13 protein-coding genes are annotated in these 18,782 nt (G+C 52.7%); 8 read left to right on the top strand and 5 right to left on the bottom strand.

All coding sequences use genetic code 11. The annotated features are described in order from the left end of the window. The first annotated feature begins 3 nt into the window (after positions 1–3). The 3 genes from ACOZIO_RS13080 (at position 4) to fbaB (ending at position 6,581) form a co-directional block, all read left to right on the top strand. Positions 4–2,976, top strand: a complete 2,973-nt coding sequence (locus ACOZIO_RS13080) for a virulence factor SrfB (RefSeq protein ID WP_129991014.1) — start codon at positions 4–6, stop codon at positions 2,974–2,976. After that, on the top strand, positions 2,973–5,348 hold the full coding sequence (locus ACOZIO_RS13075; RefSeq protein ID WP_129953558.1) for a virulence factor SrfC family protein: 2,376 nt from the start codon (positions 2,973–2,975) through the stop codon (positions 5,346–5,348). The genes ACOZIO_RS13080 and ACOZIO_RS13075 overlap by 4 nt, the downstream gene beginning before the upstream one ends. A gap of 183 nt (positions 5,349–5,531) precedes the next feature. After that, positions 5,532–6,581, top strand: coding sequence for a class I fructose-bisphosphate aldolase (gene fbaB / locus ACOZIO_RS13070; protein WP_129991015.1), 1,050 nt, complete (start codon positions 5,532–5,534; stop codon positions 6,579–6,581). Positions 6,582–6,639: 58 nt separating this feature from the next. Here the strand turns inward: fbaB and ACOZIO_RS13065 are convergent, their stop codons facing one another. After that, entirely contained in the window at positions 6,640–7,320 is a 681-nt protein-coding gene (locus ACOZIO_RS13065; RefSeq protein ID WP_129953556.1) for a type 1 glutamine amidotransferase domain-containing protein, read from the bottom strand. Between the two features lie 371 nt (positions 7,321–7,691). On the opposite strand from ACOZIO_RS13065, the gene ACOZIO_RS13060 reads away from it, so the two are divergent. From ACOZIO_RS13060 to ACOZIO_RS13050, 3 genes are read left to right on the top strand one after another with little or no spacing between them, the layout of a single operon-like run. Further along, positions 7,692–9,377, top strand: coding sequence for an Hsp70 family protein (locus ACOZIO_RS13060; protein WP_217158513.1), 1,686 nt, complete (start codon positions 7,692–7,694; stop codon positions 9,375–9,377). A 4-nt stretch (positions 9,378–9,381) separates the two neighbouring features. Then, the gene (locus ACOZIO_RS13055) at positions 9,382–10,641 is read left to right on the top strand and encodes a hypothetical protein (RefSeq protein ID WP_238483183.1); all 1,260 of its coding nucleotides are present in this window, start codon (positions 9,382–9,384) and stop codon (positions 10,639–10,641) included. Beyond that, entirely contained in the window at positions 10,638–11,969 is a 1,332-nt protein-coding gene (locus ACOZIO_RS13050) for a J domain-containing protein (RefSeq protein WP_235174565.1), read from the top strand. Before ACOZIO_RS13055 ends, ACOZIO_RS13050 begins: the two co-directional genes overlap by 4 nt. A gap of 33 nt (positions 11,970–12,002) precedes the next feature. On the opposite strand, the gene amyA is transcribed toward ACOZIO_RS13050, so the two are convergent. Both amyA and proP read right to left on the bottom strand, forming a co-directional pair. Beyond that, entirely contained in the window at positions 12,003–13,484 is a 1,482-nt protein-coding gene (amyA, locus tag ACOZIO_RS13045; RefSeq protein WP_421595367.1) for an alpha-amylase, read from the bottom strand. A gap of 122 nt (positions 13,485–13,606) precedes the next feature. Beyond that, positions 13,607–15,109, bottom strand: a complete 1,503-nt coding sequence (proP, locus tag ACOZIO_RS13040; protein WP_129953552.1) for a glycine betaine/L-proline transporter ProP — start codon at positions 15,107–15,109, stop codon at positions 13,607–13,609. A gap of 292 nt (positions 15,110–15,401) precedes the next feature. On the opposite strand from proP, the gene ACOZIO_RS13035 reads away from it, so the two are divergent. Both ACOZIO_RS13035 and ACOZIO_RS13030 read left to right on the top strand, forming a co-directional pair. After that, positions 15,402–16,583, top strand: a complete 1,182-nt coding sequence (locus tag ACOZIO_RS13035; protein ID WP_421595366.1) for an oligogalacturonate lyase family protein — start codon at positions 15,402–15,404, stop codon at positions 16,581–16,583. A 3-nt stretch (positions 16,584–16,586) separates the two neighbouring features. Next, positions 16,587–16,907 (top strand): cupin domain-containing protein, encoded by a 321-nt coding sequence (locus ACOZIO_RS13030; RefSeq protein ID WP_129953550.1) that lies wholly within the window; start codon positions 16,587–16,589, stop codon positions 16,905–16,907. Between the two features lie 67 nt (positions 16,908–16,974). Here the strand turns inward: ACOZIO_RS13030 and ACOZIO_RS13025 are convergent, their stop codons facing one another. Both ACOZIO_RS13025 and kduD read right to left on the bottom strand, forming a co-directional pair. Continuing rightward, a complete protein-coding gene (locus ACOZIO_RS13025; RefSeq protein ID WP_129953549.1) occupies positions 16,975–17,613 on the bottom strand; it encodes an RpiB/LacA/LacB family sugar-phosphate isomerase in 639 nt (212 codons plus the stop codon). Between the two features lie 68 nt (positions 17,614–17,681). Continuing rightward, on the bottom strand, positions 17,682–18,443 hold the full coding sequence (gene kduD, locus ACOZIO_RS13020; RefSeq protein ID WP_129953548.1) for a 2-dehydro-3-deoxy-D-gluconate 5-dehydrogenase KduD: 762 nt from the start codon (positions 18,441–18,443) through the stop codon (positions 17,682–17,684). Between the last annotated feature and the right edge of the window lie 339 nt (positions 18,444–18,782).

Below are 18,782 nucleotides of genomic sequence, written 5' to 3'. Positions count from 1 at the left end.
AGCATGCTGGCAACCATTACAGATTTTAAGCAAAAGATTACCCTGATCCGGGACAGCGGCATTCAGTTTCTCGACTTCGCGCTGAAGCCGGTATGGGATGACGGCCTGCCTGCTAAATTTGTGCGCAAGAGCGCCAACGGCCCGTTATTGCGCCTGGATTATAATCCGCAAAACGGTCGTCACTTTTTACCGGGGCTGGAGGGCGGCGCGCCGGAAGTGGTGCGTCCTGAGTTCAGTTTTCCACTGGAACAGTCGCTCAAATTGCTCGACCAGATCTGGCTGCCATTGCCGTTTCTGCGCTTCAATCCGCCGCGCACTTTTATGGCTGGCCCGGATAACTGGGCGCGGGTGCAAATCCGTGAGCTTGATACACCGGAAGCCGATGGCAGCACACACCGCGTGGTGATTGCCTTTGATACCCGCGTGGCGGAAGGCGATAGCGAACAAACTCAGCTGGCACCGACGCCGGATGATGTGAAAAACGGCATCAGTTTTGCGCTGGCGTGGCATAACGAAGAACTGCCTGATTTCCTCGATCAGACCTGGGTGGACGGCTGGTTACGGGAAGTATTCACCGAGCAGTCGGCTGTGCGTGAAGAGCGGGAAGCGCGCAATATTAAAGTCGCCCTGCGTGAATTCGAATATCAGGCGCATTACCTGAATCTGCTGGAAATGCTCGGCACTCAGCTCAGCATTCCTGAGCTCAAGATCAACGGCGCGACCTTGCAGGAACCGGCGATCAACGTCGATCTGATTCTGGATGTCGGTAATTCGCATACCTGCGGCATTCTGGTGGAAGACCATGTGGGGGAAACCGATGGCCTGAAGCAGACCAGCGAACTGCAACTGCGCGACCTCTCAGAACCGCATTTTCTCTATAACGAGCTGTTCGAAAGCCGGGTCGAATTTGCCCATGCGCGCTTTGGTAAACCGAACTTCTCCGTCGAAAGCGGCCGCGATGATGCTTTTATCTGGCCGTCAATTTTACGCGCCGGACGGGAAGCCAGTCGTCTGGCACTGCTGCGCGAAGGCACGGAAGGATCGACCGGGATTTCCAGTCCGCGCCGCTATTTATGGGATGAAGACAGCTATACGCCGGGCTGGCGTTTCAGTCAGGGTGGCCACGGTGCGGTGACCGAGCCGGTCGCGGCGGCCATGCCACTGACATTCCTGATCAATGACGACGGTCAGCCGCTGTCTGATTTGCCAGCAGAAGATCGCCTGCCGGTATTTTCCGCGCATTACAGCCGAAGCTCGGTGATGACGCTGATGTTGTCTGAACTGCTGGCGCAGGCGCTGATGCAAATCAATAGCCCGGCTCAGCGCACCCGTATGTTGCGTTCTTCCGCGCCGCGTCAGTTGCGCAATATTATTCTGACATTGCCCTCGGCGATGCCGAAACCGGAGCGTGAAATTTTCCGCCGCCGTATGCAGGAAGCCATCGGGTTGGTGTGGAAATCTATGGGCTGGCACCCGTCTGACGACGCGTTTAAAAGCCAGACTGACAAAGCCAAAAGCAGCATGCCGGTGCCGGACGTCCAGATGGAATGGGACGAAGCGACCTGCGGGCAAATGGTGTATCTCTACAACGAAACACAGGTGAATTTCGGTGGTCATACCGGCGAGTTTTTTGCCAGCATGGCGCGCCCTGACCGCGAACTGGCCGACGATGAGCCCGAGGGCAAAACGCTGCGTATTGCTTCGATTGATATCGGCGGCGGGACGACCGATCTGGCCATCACGCAATACTGGCTCGACGACGGGATGGGCAATAACGTCAAAATTACTCCGCGTCTGCTGTTTCGCGAAGGTTTTAAAGTGGCAGGTGACGATATTCTGCTGGATATCATTCAGCTCTATATATTACCTGCCTTACATGCGGCGCTGAAAAAAGCCGGTCTGGCCAATCCTGATGGTCTGATGACGCGCCTGTTTGGCAGCGAGGGTCGCATGGATGGCCATGCCACCTTGCGTCAGCAAAGTACGCTGCAAATCTTTATTCCGCTGGCGCGGTCAGTGCTGGAAGTTTATGAACGCTTTGATCCGCTGGATACACATGCAGAAATTGATGCGCCCTTCGGTGAACTGCTGGAGCAGGCACCGACGCTGAAAATGCTGGATTATCTGCATACCGAAATCCAGCGTGTTCTGCCTGCCGGTTCGGCGGTGTTCGACATTTTACAGGTGCCACTGGTACTGAAACTGAGCAGACTGCACAGCGAGTTTTTATCCAACCGCATGAGCATTACGCAGAATCTGCGGTCGTTGTGCGAAGTGGTGTCGTTGCATGATTGCGACGTGTTGTTGCTGACCGGCCGCCCTTCACGCTTCCCTGGCATTCAGGCGCTGTTCCGCCATCTGCAACCGTTGCCGATCAACCGCATGCTGTCGCTTGATGGTTATCACACCAGTGGCTGGTATCCGTTTAACAAGCTCGGGCGTATCGACAACCCGAAATCCACCGCAGCCGTTGGCGCCATGCTGTGCCTGCTGGCGCTGGATTTGCGTCTGCCTGGCTTCTATTTCAAAGCCGGTGATTTCCAGCCGTATTCGACTGTACGCTATCTCGGTATGCTCGACGGCAACCAGGTGCTGTCCGAAGATAACGTTTGTTACAGCGATATTGATCTGGATGCCCACGATTACAAGCTCGACAGCGCGGCCAGTTTCCGTATTCGCGGTGCCATTTGTCTGGGGTTCCGTCAGTTGGAAAATGACCGCTGGCCCGCCTCGCCGCTGTATACCCTGTCAGTCGCCGAGCCTGAACTGGCGCGGAAAGTAGCCGGAGACAGTGTGCTGCGGGTAAAACTGGCGGTAAAAAAAGGGGAAGACCACCCGACGCCGGAATTTTTTGATATTGCCAGCGCGGTGCTGGATAACGGCACCAAAGTGCCTGCCCATCACCTGCGCCTGCGGCTAAATACACTGGGCGAGAGCCATTATTGGATCGACAGTGGGAGCGTATTCGTCTCATGACAACAAGCACGACAGAAACATATGCCGGTCTGACCACCAACGTGTTGCAACGTCAGTTTGCGGCGGTCTCTGACACCATCGGCGAGGCACTGGATTGGGTCGATGCCACCCGCGCCCAGGCCCCGCGTCTGGATCTGGAAGCCGACCGGCTGAATTTGCAGCTGATACGCTGCCGCGAGAAAGCCCAACGTCTGGCGCTGGCCTGTGAGTTACCGCCGGCGCTGGGTTTTTACGGGCACTCTCAGGCCGGGAAATCGTATCTGATTTGTTCGCTGGCCGCCGGTAACTACGGGCGGCTGGAAACCCGTCTCGGAGGCGTCACGCTCGATTATCTGACGCAGATTAATCCCGGGAACCGCGTGGCACGTTTCGCCACCCGGTTTACCCGCCAGGCCGACGTCCGGGATCGCGCATTTCCGGTACGTGTGCTGCTGATTAATGAAGCCGATCTTGCCCGCATCGTGATCCGTGCTTTCCGCCCTGACAGCCATTATCACGTGGCGGACACGCAACAAATCACTGAACATCTCAGTAAACTGATGATGCATCGCCAGCCGGAGCCGGTAGACGGTTTTACCTGCGAACAGATGATGGGATTATGGGATTCTATGATTCGCCTTGATCCGCGCCGCTTCCGCCATCTGAATGCGCATTACTGGCCGGTGGCAGTCAAGCTCGCGCCTTATCTGAACATTGACGATCGTGCCCGTCTGTTCTCCCTGTTGTGGGGTAATCAACCGGCGCTGACGGCGGCCTACCGCCATTACGCCCACACGCTGCAACATCTGAGCGGTGCGGAAAGCTTGCTGGCGCCGCTGAGTATTCTGGTTGATGAGGCCATGCAACCGGCGGAAGGCATATTCAGCCAGTCGCCGGGTTGGGATATTCAGATCCCGGTTTGCCCGCAGTTCGGTGATGACAGCGCTCCTTCTGTGACGTTGTCACTGGGTGAACTGACCATGCTCGCCTCTGAAGTGCAAATTCCCCTGCTTTCACCTCCGCGCGAAGTGCTGTTCGAACAGATCGATTTACTGGATCTGCCCGGTCATGGCGCTCTGACGGATGAAAGCGGTGATGATGAAAATTCCGCCCTGTTCCGCGCAAAAATTTCTTACCTGCCGGAGCGCTATACCGATCGTCACGAAATGAACATGCTGATGGTCTGCACGGCTGCTGACGTACGTGATGATGTGGCAGCCGTGGGCCGCACACTGGAACATTGGGTTAAGGAAATGCACGGTGAAAACACGCAGGTGCGTGGCCGACGTAAACCGGGGCTGGTGTGGGTATTAACCCCCTTCGATCGCCGCGTGAGCGGATCAGCGCATTTCGACGAGGCCGTTCAGCGCCATGTGGGCAATCCGGGTGATGCCTGGGGCGCACTGCTGGCCATGGATGATCGTGGTCTGCAACGTATGGCCGACTATCTTGTGGCAGAAATTCGCCCGGAAATCCGGCTGAACCGCCTGAACGAAATGCGTGATGAGCTGCGCCGTGAACTGGCGGATAATCTGCTTGGACGCTGGTATCAGGCGGGTGATGCGGCTGATCCGGCGCAAAAACAACGTACAGTTCAGACCGTCATTAAGGCGCTGCAAACCCGCACGGGCGTTCACGGTGAGTTGCTGGAAAAACTGCTGCCCGGCCGCGATGAACTGCACCGTATTTATCATGAGCATGCCGGTCTGCCAACTGAAACGGGTGAGCAGGATGAGTCTGGCGCGGAAAGTTTTGGTATCGGTATTGATATCGATTTATTTGCCGAGCCGCAGGATGTGCAGATCTGGCAGGAAAAACCGGACGACGGCACGGCGTTTGCGCGCCTTGTACAGCGTTACTGGATTAACCATCTGCGTAGCTTGCCGGAAAACGAACCGCTGATCGCCCTGCTTGGCGTGGCTAAACCGACCGTCGAGTTGCTGATGGAGGAGCTGATTACCGCCAGTTTCCGTCTGAACATGGGCGAGGCGCTGGTGCGTTCACTCGGCGGTGCGTTATCAGCGGGGGCACGGGAACATGAACATCATGCAGATCGTCAGGTTTCACGTGCCCTGACGGTATTGGGTGATTTTGTGGCCTGGCTGGGCTTTGAGAAACAAGCGGAAGCCGAACGCCCGGAAAGCCGTATCAATAAAGGCAATAAGATTTTTGCCAAGCCAAAGAAAAGTGTTGCCAGCTGGAAGTCATCCCGGCGTCTGACAAAACTTTCGGCCACGCCGACCAATACCACAGCATTTTACATCTACGACTGGCTGGTGGGTCTGCAGGAAAGCATCATGCGAAACGCCGGTTATGCCGCGGGCGGGGAGATCCCGGCGCAGCAGCGTAAAGGTCTGGAGCGATTGCTCAGAACCCTGGCAGCCAACTGCTGAGAGAAATAACCGGAACGGCAAAAATGCTGTTCCGGTTTTTTTTACGGGTATCGCATGGACTAAAACAGAGGCATAACCGCAGCGTGAGTCACACAAATTGGTCATAATCCGTCTATACATAGTGGGGTAAAGAAATATCATTCACCGCTTTGTGTCCCGCACAGAGCAGAAACGGAGTCCATTATGACTGATATCACTGCGTTGTTAGGCAAAGAAGCCGATTCACTTCTTCAGCATCAATGTTCCACCATCACTTCAGACCAGCTGTACCTGCCGGGTGCCGATTTTGTTGACCGTGTGATGATCGACAATAACCGTTCTCCGCGCGTACTGGCTGCGATGCAAAATTTGTATAACACCGGGCGGTTAGCCGGTACCGGTTATCTGTCGATTCTCCCGGTTGATCAGGGTGTAGAACACTCCGCCGGTGCCTCGTTTGCTGCGAATCCGCTGTATTTCGATCCTAAAAATATTGTTGAGTTGGCGATCGAAGCAGGATGTAACTGTGTGGCGTCGACTTACGGTGTACTGGCCTCCGTTTCGCGCCGCTACGCGCATAAAATCCCGTTCCTGGTCAAACTCAATCACAATGAAACCCTGAGTTATCCAACGCAATATGACCAGACGCTGTATGCCAGTGTGGAACAGGCGTTTAATCTTGGTGCGCAGGCTGTGGGGGCGACCATTTATTTTGGCTCAGAAGCATCTCGTCGCCAGATAGAAGAAATTTCAGCAGCCTTTGAGCGCGCGCATGAACTGGGTATGGTGACAGTTTTATGGGCGTATCTGCGCAATCCCGCATTTGTGAAGGACGGCATGGATTATCACTCCAGCGCCGACTTAACCGGCCAGGCGAACCATCTCGCTGCGACCATTGGCGCAGATATCGTGAAACAGAAAATGGCGGAAAATAACGGCGGTTACAAAGCGGTTAAATTCGGCTATACCGATGAACGGGTTTACTCCAAACTGACGACGGCTCACCCGATTGATCTGGTGCGTTATCAACTGGCGAACTGCTATATGGGACGCGCCGGATTGATTAACTCCGGTGGTGCGGCAGGCGAAAATGATATTCAGGAATCTGTGCGCACGGCGGTTATCAATAAACGTGCTGGCGGGATGGGATTGATTCTGGGACGAAAAGCCTTTAAGAAATCGATGAAAGACGGTGTGAGTTTGATTAACGCCGTTCAGGATGTGTACTTAGACAAGAAAGTCACTATCGCCTGAGGCTTACAATAAAAAATGGCCGGAAGATTGGGCTTCCGGTCATTTTTATGGCATCTGTTTATTTGCTCAGTTGCTCAACCAGCAGTACTGCAGCTTCTTCGGAAGAACCCGGATTCTGGCCGGTGATCAGCAGACCGTCCTGCACCACATAAGATCCCCAGTCAGCACCTTTCGAATACACACCTCCCAAAGATTTCAGCTCATCTTCCACCAGGAATGGCACCACGTCGGTCAGGCCAACCGCCGCTTCTTCGCTATTGGTGAAACCGGTGACTTTTTTGCCCTGTACCAGCGGATTACCCTGCGCATCTTTCACATGACGCAGCACGCCCGGCGCATGACACACCAGCGCGACGTGTTTACCCGCTGCCTGGAATGACTGGATCAGCTCAATGGAGGTGGTATCTTCGGCCAGATCCCACAACGGGCCATGGCCGCCCGGATAAAAGACAGCGTCGAAATCAGCCTGAGAAATACTGTCCAGACGAACGGTAGAGGCCAGTTGAGCAGTCGCCTGCTCATCAGCTTCGAAGCGGCGGGTTTGCTCCGTGCGGAAATCCGGCTCGTTACTTTTTGGATCCAGCGGTGGCTGCCCCCCGGCCGGCGAAGCCAGCACGATTTCTGCGCCTGCATCTTGAAACGCATAATAAGGTGCCGCCAGCTCTTCCAGCCAGAAACCTGTTTTACGGCCGGTGTTGCCCAGTGTGTCGTGCGAAGTCAGAACCATCAGAATTTTCATGTTGTTTATCCCGGTTGTTAACGTTGTTTAACTGTCTTTATAGTAGACCAGTCGTCTTGTAATAACTTTCAAAAAAACACCTCAGCGCGGGGTGTCATTTGTTACGTATCAGATTAATCCGTCTGACGGATAATCTGTTTTGCCTGCGTCAGGTGCTTTTGTCGTGTTCATGAGTTAACAATACATTGAATTAGACCAGTCGTCTAGTGGTTATAGAATAAATTATCTCCTCCGACCTTCATCCGCGATAAATGTAAGTTTTCTGACAAGATTTATATCGCGCAACCTACAAAATCTCCTCAACTTTCTGTAAATTCGGCCGATATAAATTCTTTCGGTTGTTTTCGGTTTATGCTTCTGGAGTGATACGGATGTTGATAGGAATAGATTTAGGCACGTCAAACTGCGCTGTTGCCATCTGGCAAGACGGACATTCCGTTCTGGTTCCTAATGTCTATGGAAAAAATCTGACGCCCTCGGTGATCGGCCTCGATGATAACGGTCACGTTCTGGTCGGTGCGCCTGCTCAGGCGCGTTTATTTACCCACCCTGACCTCACCCTTTCCAGTTTTAAACGCTTCATGGGGACCGATCATCAGTTCCGGCTCGGTCACCAGCACTTTCGCGCGGAGGAACTCTCCGCTCTTTTATTGCGCAGCCTGAAAGCCGATGTTGAACAATATTGTGGCTGTGAGGTGAAGCGCGCCATTATTACCGTCCCTGCTTATTTTAATGATATTCAGCGCAAGGCGGTGAAAGCCGCCGGTGAAATGGCCGGCCTGCAGGTAGAACGTCTGCTCAATGAACCGACGGCAGCGTCGCTGGCCTACGGGCTGGTGAATCAGCAGGAACAGAAATTCCTGGTGTTCGATCTGGGGGGCGGCACGTTTGACGTTTCAATCATCGATATGTTTGAAGGCGTAATTGAAGTCCGCGCCAGCAGCGGCGATGTATTCCTCGGCGGTGATGACTTCACCCGCAGCCTTGCCAGCTGGATGCTGGCGCAGTATCCGCAACTGGACAAAGAGGATAATGCCCTTTTCGGTCAGCTGATTACGCTGGCGGAAAAAGCTAAGTGCCAGCTGACCACACAAGACAGTACGACGCTCCGGTACCAGTGGAAAGAAAGTTCACTGAGCTGGACGCTGACCAGTGAGACTCTGGCGCAATGCTGTGAGAGTACGCTGGAGCGGATGAAAAAACCGGTGATACAGGCGCTGCGCGATGCCAAATTCTCCGCCGATGAAGTGGATCATGTGGTGCTGGTAGGCGGCGCAACGCGAATGCCATTGGTACGTCAGGCGGTGGCTCGTCTGTTCGGCCGCTTTCCGCGCAGTGATTTGCAACCGGACGAAGCCGTGGCGCTGGGTGCCGGTATTCAGGCCGGACTGGCCTTGCAGGATCAGGCGCTCGATGACATCGTGCTGACCGATGTCATGCCGTTTACGCTGGGTATCGGGATCTCCCGCCCTAAAGGCGACGGCTATGAAGACGGTCATTTTCTGCCTCTGATCGAGCGCAACAGCTTTGTGCCGGTGAGTCGCGTGGAAACGATTGTCACCATTTCAGATCAGCAAAAGTACCTGAATCTGTCCATTTATCAGGGCGAAGCGCGGCGGGTAGCCGATAATATTCTGCTCGGTTCGCTGAACGTTGACGTGCCTCCGCGCCCGGCAGGTGAAATGACCGCCGATGTGCGTTTTACTTACACACTCGACGGTATTCTGGAAGTGGAATGTAAAATCACCAGCACCGGACAGGTGGAAAAACTGGTGATCGAGAAAGCGCCAGGCAGCCTGACGCCGGCACAAATTACCGAAAGCTTGCTCAAACTTGAAAACATTAAGCAGCATCCGCGCGAACAATTGGTAAACCGCCAACTGGTAGCAGAAGCCAACGCTTATTATGAACAAAGCCTTGGCGACCAGCGGCAGTTCATTGCCGACCAGTTGTATCGCTTTGAACATGTGCTCGACACGCAAGATGCGCGTCAGATTGCGGCAGCACGCAAGGAATTTGAGGCACTGCTGGTGCATCTGCGCAGCGGGTGGGAATAGTCCGATGGGGATCTGGTCAGTTCTCGGGATAGAACCTACGCAGGACATCGCTGCCATCAAACGGGCCTATGCGCATCAGCTAAAAAGCACGCGGCCTGATCAGGATCCGCAAGCGTATCAGCGCCTGCGGGAGGCGTTTGAATCAGCCAGGCGCGGCGAATATTTTTGGACTACAGGTGACAACGTCACTTATCCTTCTCATCCTGCGTCGCTTACTGACGATTCGTTAATCAATCAGACGCAGGTTCACCATCGGGTATCAGAAATCGTCAGCCTGCTGCTGGAAAATGAGCAGGCAGGCCTGGAAAAGCTGCAGGTCTGTCTGTCAGAAACTTTACTGCAAAACCTTCAGTTGCGTGAAATGTTCAGTCAGCAGCTGGCGTGGGATCTGGCGGAGCATGAAGGGCTGACCTTCTCATTGCTGGCGAACGTTGCCGCGCTGATGGAATGGGAAATTGACCATTATCAGCCCGTCGGTATTTCAGTTTATCAGCTGGATGCGCTGCATCAGCAAATTGAGAGTACCGCCGGGCGTCACTACTGGGATGCCCTGCGGACGCAACTTCAGGCTTCGGTTTTTGGCCGTAAGGTATTTGATTATCTCAGTGTCGAAGGCAAAAACCTGACATTCGGTATGAAATGCGTTCCCGGCTTTGTGGGCCGTCTCAGGGCACATTTGCACGAGATAGCCATGTATCATCCGGTGCTGCTGCCGCGGGTCAATTCCCGGCTGAGGAATGACCTTAAGCGTTGCCGTTTTGCTCTCAGCGGTGAAGCCACTTTTCTGACCGTCTTTTGGTGTGTGCTGGCGATTTACGGAGCCCGCCATTCTCCGCACTGGCTGCGCGATACACTGCTGAGTGCGCTTACCGTGCTGGGATGCATCTTCGGTTATAAAGGCATGGGGATATTATTACATCCGTATCCCCGCCTGCATGCCGTAGCGGAAACCCTGATGTCGGTGTTGGTCATTGCACTGTCGGGGCTGGTTTTCAGTGGATTTTATGCGACCTTCCTTTATCTTCAGGATGACCCCGGACGCGGGCCGGCGTTGTTCTTTATGTTGCTGATAACTGTGCTGTTCTGCACCTGGGCCATCTGCCCGAAATCCTGGCGCTGGTATAATCTGGTCTGTAACAGTGTAGTTTCTTTACTCACGTTGCCGTGGGAACAAGCCAGAAAGCCCGGCCGGGTCAGACGGGTTGTGGCGTGCGCACTGATGTTATTTGTATATTCATGGTTAATTACGTGGGCGGTGGAATGAGCGGACAGGGAATTTGGTCAGTTTTAGGCATTGAGCCGACTCAGGATCTGGGCGTGATTAAACGGGCTTATGCCCGAAAGCTGAAAAACACCCGTCCTGACAGTGATCCGCAAGGGTATCAGCGACTGCGCGAAGCCTTTGAAGCGGCAAAGCGTCAGGGTTATGATGACATTTTAAGTGACGTTGTCACTACTGCTAAGCCCCCTGTGAACCTTTCTGCCGCGCCCGTCTCGCCTTTGTCTGTCCGGTATGAGACGGTGAAAGCTCCCGTACAGGAATCTGACGACGTCTCTCTGTTACGCGGTCAGATTTTTGCAGAAATCCCCTCTGTTATTGACGCTATGATGGATGACGAAACGGTGGGGATAAAACGGCTGGCAGATTATTTGCAGAGTGATTCTCTGCAAAATCTCGAATTGCGGGAGATGTTTAGCCAGGAAATGGCCGCACAATTGAGTGAACGCGAAGGATTATATTCCGCATTACTGCTCAAAGTCTCTGCCATTATGGGGTGGGAAATAGACCATTACCAACCGGTGGGGATTTCCCCGCAACGGCTGCAGGCGCTTCAGGCACAGATAGAACATACCGGCGCGAACTACTACGCGTCTGTTATGGCGCGCGAATATCAGGGGTCCATGCTGAATCGACTGCGTTTGCGTTTGCTGACGGAGGAAGGTGCGGTTGTGCCCTGGTGGGCGAAACTGGTACCCGACTTTATGCTATCCCTGCACGATAAACTCAGGGAAATCAGGGCGTATTATCCTGCTTTGTTGCCGCGTATTAATTCAGTACTGCTGAAAACCCTGGCTGAGAACCGGCTGGCACTGCGTTGGGGAACGGTGTTCCTGACCGGTTTCTGGCTTTTGCTGATCATGCTGGCGACGCGTGAACATCCTGAACCGTGGCGCTCACGCATTTTACTCATAGCATTCATTGCATTATATATGCATGGTTACAGTTATCTGGAGCGGAAATTACGTTACCGCCCGCGCATGTTGTGCGCAACAGAATGCGTGTTGTCGATACTGGCAACCGGCATTATGGTAAAAATAATGCTGGGTTTCTTCACCATGTTTAAGCCTGAAACCGGAAATATGGTGATGGCTTTCACCAATTACGGGGTACTGAGCGCCAGTAGTTTTTGCGTCCTCTGGATGATGGCGCCAAAACAATGGAAATGGTACAGCGTGCCATTGAACGCGATGATTATTATGGTGATTTTCCCGTGGGAGTTGATGAAAAAAGCTTCGGGTGTGGCCGGCATCGTGGCCTTTGTGGTATTACTGGTGATGTATTCATTGTTGATTGCTTTCGGATTCCGTTGACGTTGCGGGCGGTTAATCCCGCCCGCACCTGTTTCACTCCGTCATAATCCAGACGCTGACGCTCCCTGCTGCGCAAAAGAATTGTGCGCTGCCTTTTTCGTCGGTTGTAATGACTTCCCCGCGGTTTTCCAGCATGTCCCGCCATTGCTTACCGGCAAAGTTGTCGCCCAGCTCAATCGTTTTCTCGCCGGCTTCTCCGTTAGACATCACTACCACGCATCCCGGTTGCTCTGCGGTGCCGCTGCGGGAAAAGGCAATGCAGTTCGGGTGATCGAAATAATCGGTTTGTGCACCCCATGCGTACCCCTGACGGGCTCTGATCAGCGCTTCCAGATGGGGGATCACTGGCAGATTTACGGTGTAATTATTTCCGTCCTCTCCTTCATCTTCGTAACTTGCACCGAATAAATCCGGATAAAAGACGATGGGCACGCCATGCTCGCGCAACAACGTTAACGCATAGGCCAGCGGTTTAAACCACGGCTCAACCGGTGCCTCAAGAGACTGCAACGGCTGTGTGTCGTGGTTGGCAACCAGCGTCACCGCATGCGCAGCATCAGCAGCGACCAGTGTGTTATCAAAAATGGTGGTCAGATCGTAATCCGCACCCTGTTTCGAGGCATGGTGGAAATTCAGCTGTAGCGGCGCATCGAACAGCATGGTTTTGCCTTCCACCTGACGGATGTAATTTTGCAGCGTCGGGACGTCGAATGACCAGTATTCTGCGACCAGGTACATCGGTTGTTCCGATTGTGCCTGAATATGGTCAATCCACTCTTTATAGAACCAGGCCGGAATATGTTTCACCGCATCAAGACGAAACCCTGTACAGTGCGTTTGTTCCATGATCCAGCGGCCCCAGTATTTGAGCTCTTCGCTGACTGCGTTATTGCGGAAATCGACATTGGCACCCATCAGGTAATCGTAATTACCGAATTCGTCATCGACCTGATCGTTCCAGCCGCCGCCGGTATAATCGTTAATGATTTTGAAAATGCCTTGCTCGTCCGGGTTTTCAATGTGGTCAACACCGCTGAAGCAGTGAAAATCCCAGATGAACTTTGAATACTGGCCGTTACGGGCGGCAAAAATGAAACGCGTCCAGGCCTCTGCTTCAATAACGTCATCGCTGATTTGTTCACGGTTATCCATGTTAACGCGGTTAACCTGAACGCGTTCTTTCTCATCCGCTCCCATTTTATGATTGAGCACCACGTCAAGAATGACGCCCAGCTTATGCTGTTTCAGCGCGCTGATGGCTGCGAGCAGCCCCTCTTTGTCGCCATATTTGGTCGCACGGGAACCTTTCTGCTCAAACTCACCCAGATCAAACAAATCATAAGTGTCATAGCCAACCGAATATCCACCCGATTCGCCTTTACAGGCAGGCGGAAGCCAGGCGGCGGTAATGCCAATCTCAGCCAGCCAGGCGGCTTTTTCGGCCACTTCCGGCCATAGCTTCCCACCATCCGGGTAATACCAGTGAAAGAACTGAAACAACGTAGGATTCTGCATACAGACTTTCCATTCAGATGACCAGGAAGTGAAGTATGGAGCAGGAACGCAAAAAATGTGACTAAAGGCAAAAAAAAGCCGGTCAGCAAAGTGACCGGCGTTGAGACTGCCTGAGAACGGAATCAGTTGATATCCGGGTGCTGGGCAATCAGATTTTTTCTTTTTGCTTCAAGCTCAACAATCTGCGCATCAATATCTTCAATTTTCTGTTCGATATTGTCGTGATGTTCCTGGAGGATTTCACGCGCTTCTGCACGGTCTGAAGCCGCCGGTGTCGCGCCCTTGAGCGGGCGGTTAGCGGTTTCTTTCATGAAAATGCCGGTCACCAGACCAATCATCGCCACAACCATCAGGTAATAGGCTGGCATATAGAGATTATTGGTGGCTTCCACCAGCCACGCGGCGATCGTCGGGGTAAGCCCCGCAATCAGTACCGAAACATTGAAAGCAATTGCCAGCGCGCTGTAACGGATATGCGTCGGGAACATTGCCGGTAACGTTGACGCCATCACACCGATAAAGCAGTTCAGCAACACCGCAAGGATCAGCAGACCTAAGAAAATCAGGCCTATCACATCACTGTTTATCAGAATGAAGCACGGAATAGCCAGTATAAACAGGCCGATACTGCCGATGATCACAAAAGGTTTACGGCCGAAGCGGTCACTCAGCATCCCCATGAACGGCTGTACGAACAACATGCCGACCATGATGGCAATGATGATCAGCACACCGTGGTCTTCAGAATAATGCAGGCTGTGGGACAAATAGCTCGGCATGTATGTCAGCAGCATGTAGTAGGTGACGTTTGTTGCTATCACCATGCCCACACAGATAATCAGCGGACGCCATTGTTTGGTCAGGATTTCACGGAACGAGACTCTTGGCGGTTCAGCGATATCTTTACGCGAATCGCTGTCGATTTTATCGACGTGTTGCTGGAAGGTCGGGGTTTCTTCCAGTGCATGACGCAGATAGATCCCGATCAGGCCCAGCGGAGCGGCAATGAAAAACGGAATACGCCAGCCCCATTCGAGGAAGTTCGTTTCACCCACGATACTGGAAATCAGCACCACCACACCTGCCCCGAGAATAAAACCGGCGATGGAACCAAAATCCAGCCAGCTGCCGAGGAAGCCGCGTTTTCTGTCAGGAGAATATTCTGCAACGAAAATCGCTGCACCGGTATACTCGCCACCAACCGAGAATCCCTGTGCCAGTTTTGCCAGTAACAGCAAAATCGGTGCCCAGATACCGATGGAGTCATAACCGGGTATCAGCCCGATACAGAAGGTGCTGACGGACATGATGATGATGGTGACGGAAAGGACTTTCTGGCGCCCAAATTTGTCGCCAAGTGCGCCGAAAAACAGTCCGCCCAGAGGCCTGACGAGGAACGGTACGGAGAAGGTTGCCAGCGCGGCAATCATCTGGATACCCGGGTCTGCCCCCGGGAAAAACACCTGCCCTAATGCAAATGCCACAAAACCATACACACCGAAATCAAACCATTCCATCGCATTACCCAGGGCTGCGGCGGTAATAGCTTTTTTCAGTTTAGTGTCATCAATGATCGTAATGTCGTTGATATGCATGGGTTGAACACGTTTCTTTCGTAATCTCATCTTTCACATCCCTTTTCTAAAATACTCCACCGTGTAAGCGTGAGATATTTTGTTCGTACTCTTTAATCATCAAGAGTATCAATAATATTTGAGCAAGCCATATCATTATAGGATGGTTTTACGCTGTAGCAAAAGCCAACCGTTTTGTGATCACCATTGCACTTTTGTTTTCACCCGCCGTTGTTTTGACTCACAAAGTGGTAATGTGTTTTCAAATTAATGAAACTGCATTTTGATTAATGAAAGGGACGCCGGAACAACGGCTAATTTCATGCTACTTATGGGGTGAATCATGGCAAAAGGTTCTCAGATTCAATTTAGTTTCCACACCGTTCAGGATCCTCAGACCGGTGCCCGGGTGACGCGTTTAACACCGCCTGATGTGTTGTGTCATCGCAACTATTTCTATCAGAAATGCTTTACCCACGAGGGTAATAAGCTGTTGTTTGCCGGTGAGTTTGATGGCAACCGCAACTATTATCTGCTGGACTTGCAAACGCAGAAAGCGGCTCAGCTGACTGAAGGCAAAGGCGATAACACCTTTGGCGGTTTCCTCTCCCCGGATGATCAGTATCTTTACTACGTCAAAAACGAACGCAGTCTGCAGCGCGTAAAACTGGCTGATTTTAGTGAACATACGGTGTATCAGGTGCCGGAAGAATGGGTTGGCTATGGCACCTGGGTGGCCAACAGCGAATGCACCCGTCTGGTGGGTATCGAAATCAGTCGTGAGGACTGGACGCCACTGTCAGACTGGAAAATCTTCCAGGATTTCTATCACAGTAATCCGCACTGCAGACTGTTATGTGTCGATTTACTCAACGGAAAATCCCGCGTGATCCACGAGAAAAATGAATGGCTCGGACACCCGATTTATCGCCCGTTTGATGACCACACCGTCGCTTTCTGTCACGAAGGCCCGCATGACCTGGTTGATGCACGTATGTGGCTGGTGAATGAAGACGGCAGTGATGTCCGCAAGGTAAAAGAACATGCACCGGGAGAAAGCTGTACGCACGAATTCTGGGTACCGGACGGCTCTGCACTTATTTATGTGTCTTATCTGAAAGGCCAACATGACCGCCATATCCGCCGTTTCGACCCGCAAACCGGCGAAGATATCTGTCTGATGACTATGCCAGCCTGCTCGCATCTGATGAGTAATGACAACGGTACACTGCTGGTCGGTGATGGCTCCGGTACGCCGGTTGATGTGAAAGACACCGCAAGTCATACGATTGAAAACGATCCGTGGTTGTATATTTTCGACACCCGGACCCGCCGGTATGCACCGCTGGCCGCGCATAACAGCTCCTGGCAGGTGCTGGACGGCGACCGTCAGGTGACGCATCCGCACCCTTCTTTCTCACCCGACGATCGTCATGTGCTTTTCACCACCGATTATGAAGGCTTACCGGCGCTGTATCTGGCGGAAATTCCGGATGCCCTGCTCAGTTCATTACGCAAGGATTAACCAATGTTTACCTTTAAAAAAGATATTCCTTTACAGGATCTGGGGGACGGTGTGAGCCGTCGTGTTCTGGCGCATGACGGCACCATGATGGCCGTTGAAGTATACTTTGAAGAAGGCGCCGTCGGTCCGATGCATAACCATGTGCATGAACAACTGACCTATGTGTTATCCGGCCGTTTCAAATTCACTATCGGTGAAGAAACCCGTGAAGTAAGTGCAGGCGATACGCTGTATAAAAAACCGTACATCATGCACGGCTGCGTGTGTCTGGAGAAAGGTGTGTTGCTCGACACGTTTACGCCGCAACGACAAGATTTTTTATAATTCTTTCAGACCATAAAAAACCGGTGCCATGAGCACCGGTTTTTTTGACACCACAAAACACGTAATCTTACGCGAGGATTTCACGCACGAAGGTTTCGATCTCTTTGTTCTGGCAGTTTTCGAAGAAACATTTCTGGAAACGTTCGCCTGTCACGGCGGTTTTCACCAGTTCCGGATCGATGGCACGCAGGGTATCCAGATAGTTTTCTTTTACCACTGCGGCTTTCACCTGATTAAGAATACCGGCGTTGCGTACCTGAGGTTCTTTGCGGTCAGCCGGATAGCCTTCGCCTTTCACGCCGGTAAAGGCCTTTTCGAAGATGAAGCGTACGTTCAGCTCTGCACCCCAGCCGAAGCCTTTAGCAAATGGCAGCGATAATGCGTTGCCGTTGTTGATTTGCGCAAACAGGAAGGCATCAGCCGGATCAATACAATAACCGCAGTTAACGCCCGGATGAATATTCAGAGACATCAGGGCGCCCTGGCCGGTACCGCAGCCTGCAACCACAAAATCCACCGCTTTTGAATTAAGCAGGATACTGGCCATGATGCCCAGATGGATGTAAGTCAGATGGTGATCCTGTTCATCAGACATGCCCACGTTGAAGACCGGATACTCTTTTTCCGAAGCTACGGCGTTAAGTTCTTTCAGGATGATCGCGTTTTTAGCGGCCTGACTGTTTTCCATCATCAATGCAATTTTCATGAGATTTCCTCTTTGGGCAGCGGTTTGAGCCGCTGCTGTCGGTGAATGTTTATCAATAACTGGCGTGATTAACGGGCCAGCCAGCCCCCGTCAACCGCAATGGTGTAACCGTTGATATAGTCGGAAGCCGGTGAAGACAGGAATACGACCGGCCCCATCAGATCAGACGGCAAACCCCAGCGGCCGGCAGGAATACGCCCCAAAATTTCTTCGCTGCGTGCTTCATCAGCGCGAAGTTGCTGGGTGTTGTTGGTCGCCATATAGCCCGGCGCAATCGCGTTCACATTGATATTGTGCTTCGCCCATTCGTTGGCCAGCAGGCGGGTCACTCCCATGACGGCGCTTTTTGATGCGGTATAAGAAGGTACGCGGATACCGCCCTGATAGGAAAGCATCGACGCGATATTAATGATTTTGCCGCCGGTACCCTGAGCGATGAATTGTTTCGCCACAGCCTGCGACATGAAGAAGACGGATTTGATGTTCAGATTCATCACATCATCCCAGTTCTTTTCGCTGAACTCGATGGCGTCTTCACGGCGGATGATTCCGGCGTTATTGACCAGAATATCCAGATGTCCCATTTCAGCGACAGCACGTTCCAGCAGCGCCGGAATAACTTTCGTGTCGCTCAGATCAGCGGTCAGGCTCAGGAAACGGCGGCCTGTCGCGCCGATGCGCTCGATGGTTTCTGCGGGTTCGACAATGTTGATCCCTACAATATCACAGCCGGCCTCAGCGAGGCCGATTGCCATACCCTGACCCAAACCGGTATCGCATCCGGTCACTACCGCGACTTTTCCCTGAAGCGAGAAATTATCCAGAATCATGATGGTTCCTTTATGCATAAACGGAAGCAAATCTGCTTTTCCGTAGGACGATGGGTTGTCGGGCTGTGCCCGGCGCCGAAATAATAAAGAGGAGTTTAGCGATAAAATCCGTCCGACTCAAGAAATTGAAACATCATTTCAATTTATGTGAACTTTGGTGTCGTTTTTTGTTGGGTTGATCACGTCCTGATGAGTAGTGTCAGGTAAATGTCAAAAACAGGGCGCAGACAAGAAGAAAGGATGCAGGGCAAAGCCCCTGAAGAAATAAATCATCCGGAGGACAGAGAGGAATAAAATGGGTTTTTGTTCGGATGGACCATTCACTGCCCGGCGGGGATG

The organism is Rahnella sp. PD4, from assembly GCF_049199325.1.
GTDB classification, from domain to species: Bacteria; Pseudomonadota; Gammaproteobacteria; order Enterobacterales; family Enterobacteriaceae; genus Rahnella; species Rahnella perminowiae.
This window is presented reverse-complemented; position numbering and strand designations above follow the sequence as displayed.